Source organism: Mesorhizobium sp. M2A.F.Ca.ET.067.02.1.1 (assembly GCF_004023285.1).
In the GTDB taxonomy this organism is placed as follows: Bacteria; Pseudomonadota; Alphaproteobacteria; order Rhizobiales; family Rhizobiaceae; genus Mesorhizobium.
In genome coordinates, this window is the sequence record NZ_RZSB01000520.1 from 1 (window position 1) to 4,280 (window position 4,280).

At 61.9% G+C, this 4,280-nt stretch carries 5 protein-coding genes and 1 pseudogene; 1 reads left to right on the forward strand and 5 read right to left on the reverse strand.

From position 1 onward, the window contains the following. Together EOA28_RS26560 and EOA28_RS26565 are read right to left on the reverse strand one after the other, a co-directional pair. A pseudogene (locus EOA28_RS26560) lies at positions 1 to 199 on the reverse strand (cytochrome-c oxidase, cbb3-type subunit I); the annotation flags it as partial. 238 nt (positions 200 to 437) lie between these two features. Then, positions 438 to 1,151: a Crp/Fnr family transcriptional regulator gene (locus EOA28_RS26565; protein ID WP_127250429.1), complete on the reverse strand. Its 714-nt coding sequence runs from the start codon at positions 1,149 to 1,151 to the stop codon at positions 438 to 440. 107 nt (positions 1,152 to 1,258) lie between these two features. On the opposite strand from EOA28_RS26565, the gene hemN reads away from it, so the two are divergent. Then, complete coding sequence (hemN, locus tag EOA28_RS26570; protein ID WP_127250430.1) at positions 1,259 to 2,638, forward strand: oxygen-independent coproporphyrinogen III oxidase; 1,380 nt, start codon at positions 1,259 to 1,261, stop codon at positions 2,636 to 2,638. Positions 2,639 to 2,657: 19 nt separating this feature from the next. Here the strand turns inward: hemN and EOA28_RS26575 are convergent, their stop codons facing one another. The 3 genes from EOA28_RS26575 to EOA28_RS26585 all read right to left on the reverse strand — a co-directional run. After that, complete coding sequence (locus tag EOA28_RS26575; RefSeq protein ID WP_126079227.1) at positions 2,658 to 3,089, reverse strand: ion channel; 432 nt, start codon at positions 3,087 to 3,089, stop codon at positions 2,658 to 2,660. Between the two features lie 190 nt (positions 3,090 to 3,279). Beyond that, positions 3,280 to 3,735 carry a group III truncated hemoglobin gene (locus EOA28_RS26580; protein WP_127250431.1) on the reverse strand — a complete coding sequence of 152 codons (456 nt, stop codon included), beginning with the start codon at positions 3,733 to 3,735 and terminating at the stop codon, positions 3,280 to 3,282. A 23-nt stretch (positions 3,736 to 3,758) separates the two neighbouring features. Continuing rightward, on the reverse strand, positions 3,759 to 4,280 hold a 522-nt coding region (locus tag EOA28_RS26585), incomplete at its 5' end, for an SUMF1/EgtB/PvdO family nonheme iron enzyme (protein WP_148670863.1).

The following is a 4,280-nucleotide window of genomic DNA, read 5'->3' on the forward strand; positions in this document are numbered from 1 at the left end:
CATCCATGTAGGCGGATGGGTCGATCGGCGCCGCGGGCTTGAAATCCGTAGTGCGCAGCAGGACCGCGGAGAATCCAGCCACGGCCAAGAACAAAACCCACATGTGCTGGCGAAAAGGTTCATCCACCCCGAAGCCGGCGGCTACGAGGGCGCCAAAGGCGAACAGGCTTAGAAGGACGATCTCCGTGCCAAATTTCATCGCAAGTCCCCGATCTCGTCTCGAAAGTTCCGGCGGAAATACCCGCCCGAGGCACCTTTTCGAGATTTCCCGGCCCCCCGGCCTTGATCCAGGTCAAACGCGCACTGCTTTTATTTGGAGGGCGTCGGAAACTGATCCCGCTTCAGGCAGGGACGCCAGCGAAACGACCTGCAAGGCCGAACCTTGGGACCTTGGTGGTATCAAGCAAAGCGAAGGCTCGCAGGAGGATCGTCGCCGCTCAGTCGCCGCAGCGTTCCTCGAGCTGAGCCATGCTTGCGAGGCTGATCTGCCGCTTGTTGACGATCCGGATCGTGCCGTCGGACCGCAACCTGGACAATTCCCGGCTGACCGTCTCGATGGTCAGCCCGAGAAAATCGGCGATATCGGTGCGTGTCAGCGGCAGGTCGAAGCTTATCGGGCTCGCCGGATGGTGCGCGGGATCGGTGTTTCTGGCGACCATGAGGAGGAAGCTTGCGACCTTCTCGGACGCGGTCTTGCGCCCCAGCGCCGCCATCCAGTCGCGTGCTTCGTCGAGCTCGTTCAGCGTATGCTTCAGCAGCAGACGTCCAAGCTCCGGCATCTCGTTTGTCATCCGCTCGATGATTGCCTTTGGAAACGAGCAGAGCGCCACATTCGTCAAGGCTTCGGCCCTGATCGGCTTCTTCGCCTCGAACGGCCTGCCCAGGAAATCGGGCGCGAAATGGAACCCGACAATCTGCTGACGACCATCCGAGAGATTTCTCGTGAGCTTGACCACGCCGGACAGAAGGTTGGAGTAGGTTTCGTCGTTGGGCAGTTCCGTGCCTGCCGGAACCTCATGCCTGCACGAGGCTTTGGCCAACTCGGCGAGTTGGCGGGCGTTGAAGGCGCTGCATAATCCATCCTGCCGCGCTTCGCAGGATTTGCAAATTGCGGGGACGTCGGCCTGTTGAACATCCTGTCTGGCGGTCATTGCGACGCCCATGGTCAAATAGGAGCGGCAATCTGCGCCGGCTTCGACCTGAGTCGCCTTGATCGAGATCAAGGTTTCGCCGGCGTCGTTCGGGCAGTTTGACCGTCATGACCCCGCCCGCCGCTCCCATAGATCCGCCGCGCCCAGCTCCGACCGTGAGCCCCGGCGACAGCGTGCCGCGTTACACGAGCTATCCGACGGCGCCGCATTTTCATCCGGGCGTTGACGCGGTCACGGTTCGCGGGTGGATGGACGCTCTCGAAGGCGATGACGAGATATCGCTTTATCTGCACATCCCCTATTGCGACCGCTTATGTTGGTTCTGTGCCTGCCATACCAAGCAGACACGTCACTATGCGCCCGTGGCCACTTTCCTTCGCTCGCTCCACAAGGAGATCGAAACGGTCGGCGGCCTCGTCAGCGGCCGCGGCAGGGTCCGCGCCGTTCATTTCGGTGGCGGCTCCCCGACAATGCTGAAGCCCGACGACATCCTCATGCTCGGAAAGGCGTTGCGGGATCAATTCGACTTCCTCGACGATGCCAGCCTCAGCGTCGAGATCGACCCGAACGACATGGATGAGGGTCGGCTGGACGCGTTTGCCGCGATCGGCATGACAAGGGCGAGCCTCGGTGTCCAGGATTTCGATCCCAAGGTGCAGAAGGCGATCAATCGCGAGCAGAGTTTCGCGCTGACCAAGAGCATTGTCGATGCGGTGCGGGCGCGGGGCGTCACATCCGTCAACCTCGACCTGCTGTACGGCCTGCCGCATCAGACCGGCAAGAGCGTCGCGGCGACCGTTGCCCAGGCGCTGACCTTGGCGCCGGACAGGCTTGCCCTGTTCGGCTACGCGCATGTGCCGTGGTTCAAGAAGCATCAGACGATGATCGATGAAGCCTGGCTGCCCGATTCCGTCGCGCGCCTGGCGCAGTCACAGCTTGCCGCGCAGCTGATTGTCGATGCCGGCTACGAGGCATTGGGATTGGACCATTTCGCGAAGCCCGGGGACACGCTGGCGGTTGCCGCCCGCGCCGGCAAGATCCGCCGCAATTTCCAGGGCTACACCGAGGACCAGTGCGAAACCCTGATCGGTCTCGGCCCCTCGTCGATCAGCCGGTATCGCCAGGGCCATGCACAAAACATCGTTGCGACGGGTGAATACCAGAAAGCCGTGGATTCGGGAGAGCTGGCGATAGCGCGCGGCATAGAATTCAGCGTCGAAGATGAGGCGCGTGGCTGGGTCATCGAGCGCCTGATGTGCAACTTCGCCTTCTCGGCGGTGGAGCTTGTCGACCGCTTTGGAAATGTCGGCCAAAGGCTGCTTTGCGAAGCGAGCCGACTGGCCATCGGCGGGGCGGGCCAGCTTCTTCGGCTGGAAGGCGAGAACTTCGTCGTGCCGGCGGCAAGCCGTCCGCTTGTCCGCACGGTGGCGGCGAAATTCGACAAATACCTCAGCAACGGAACCGGCAGGCATTCGGTGGCGGTTTGAATAGGCTTCAGGCAGCGGGTCAGAAATGCTCGCCCACCCTGAACGGCCCGACACGGGTCCCAGCCGCGATCAGATAGGCTGTCGACCAGCCGATCAGCAGAAAGCCGTTGATGCCTTCCAGGGCCGCCAGCACGCGCCAGCCATGAGCCGGCACGACATCGCCATATCCGACCGTCGAAAAGGTGATGGTCGAAAAGTAAAGCGCCGTCTCGAAATCGCTGAAGATTCCGAGCAGCCGGTAGATCCCGGCCCATAGCCAGACTTCCGCCGTCATGACAGCGAAAAGCCCCATCACGACCGTGATCATGGCGATGACCCGGCTGCGCCTCCCGTGCATCCGGAACAGCGCAACGAGTCGGGACATCACGTAAGTGATCGCGATAAGGCCGAAAGTGTGGATCAGGACCGTCAGGCTGATGACGATCGTGCCGACGAAAAGATTGAGGATCATCGCGGAAATCAGGGGCTCGAACAGCTACAGTCCATCACAGTCCATGCGCGGAATCAAACCGGATGTCAGCTCGGTGGATTGCTCCCTGCTTGCCGGTCACTTGGAGCAAGGAAACGGCGAAACCGCTCCATCCCGCTGTTTTAGAAAATTGTGAACGAACGGCTATGGCGAGGGGTGCGAACCTGACCGCTCACACTTTTCCCGAAACGTCTCTGGCGGCATGGACGAGGTGGAAGAACATGGCGAGCTTGAGGCTCGTCGCTATCCTTTCCGCCCGCTCGACGAACACCGCCGCGATCTCGGGAGCGAAGAGGCGGGATGCCGTCTCGCCGAAGAGAGCCAGCCAAATCCCGAAGTCTGCTTCGGTCACGTCCTTGAGCTTCAGATGGGCCGGCACAGGCCGGCCATGGTAGTCGCCGCTCTTCAAGATGACGGAACACCAGAAGTCCGTCATCTTCTCCAGATGGGGCTCCCAGTCACCGGCGATTTCCCGGGCGAAGATAGGCCCGAGCCGCTCATCCTTTCTCACCCTGGAATAGAACTCGCGCACCAGCACCCCGATCGAGGCCGGGTCCACGCCGGGGCGGGCCAGGGGCTGTTCGGCGACGGGGCGAACTCTGTCAAGCAGGGCCGGCTTCGAAGTCATCTAAGTTCCTTTTTGTGGGGCAGTCAGGTGAGGCCCAATCGGCGAAGCGCGGCCTGCAGGAAGTCGCCGCGTTCATGGACCAGGCGAAACCCGAGATTGTCCGGCGGAGTTCCGACCGCGCAGCCGCCGCTTTTGCCGTCGCGGATGAAGTTCGACATGTAGGTGCGGTGGAACCCCTCCACAACGTGCACGCCGCAATTGGTGAGCGAACTGGCAACGCCATCGCTGGTCATCGTCACATGGGCGTAGCAAGTCGATGTCCATTCCCAGACATTGCCGGCAATATCCGCAACGCCCTTTGAGTTGATTCCGAATGCCCCGAGAGGACGCGGTTCAGGATCCGCTTTACGGCCGAGCGCCGCCTCGTTGCGGTATTGGGTGAGCCATCGCCTCGCCGGATCCGCCGGGTCGCCGTCGCCCCCCTCGATGTCGGGCCGAAACCGCTCGCTAGCTGCATAGGCCCACTCTACGTTGGTGGGCAGCCGCCAGGTTTCACCCGTTTTTGCCGACAGCCAATTCGCGTAAGCCTGGGCATCGAGGAAGCT

Excerpts from the sequence above, each read along its gene's own strand:
- EOA28_RS26580 (WP_127250431.1), bottom strand. The coding sequence starts at position 3,735 with ATGACTTCGAAGCCGGCCCTGCTTGACAGAGTTCGCCCCGTCGCCGAA.
- hemN (WP_127250430.1), top strand. The coding sequence starts at position 1,259 with ATGACCCCGCCCGCCGCTCCCATAGATCCGCCGCGCCCAGCTCCGACC.
- EOA28_RS26565 (WP_127250429.1), bottom strand. The coding sequence starts at position 1,151 with ATGACCGCCAGACAGGATGTTCAACAGGCCGACGTCCCCGCAATTTGC.
- EOA28_RS26575 (WP_126079227.1), bottom strand. The coding sequence starts at position 3,089 with ATGATCCTCAATCTTTTCGTCGGCACGATCGTCATCAGCCTGACGGTC.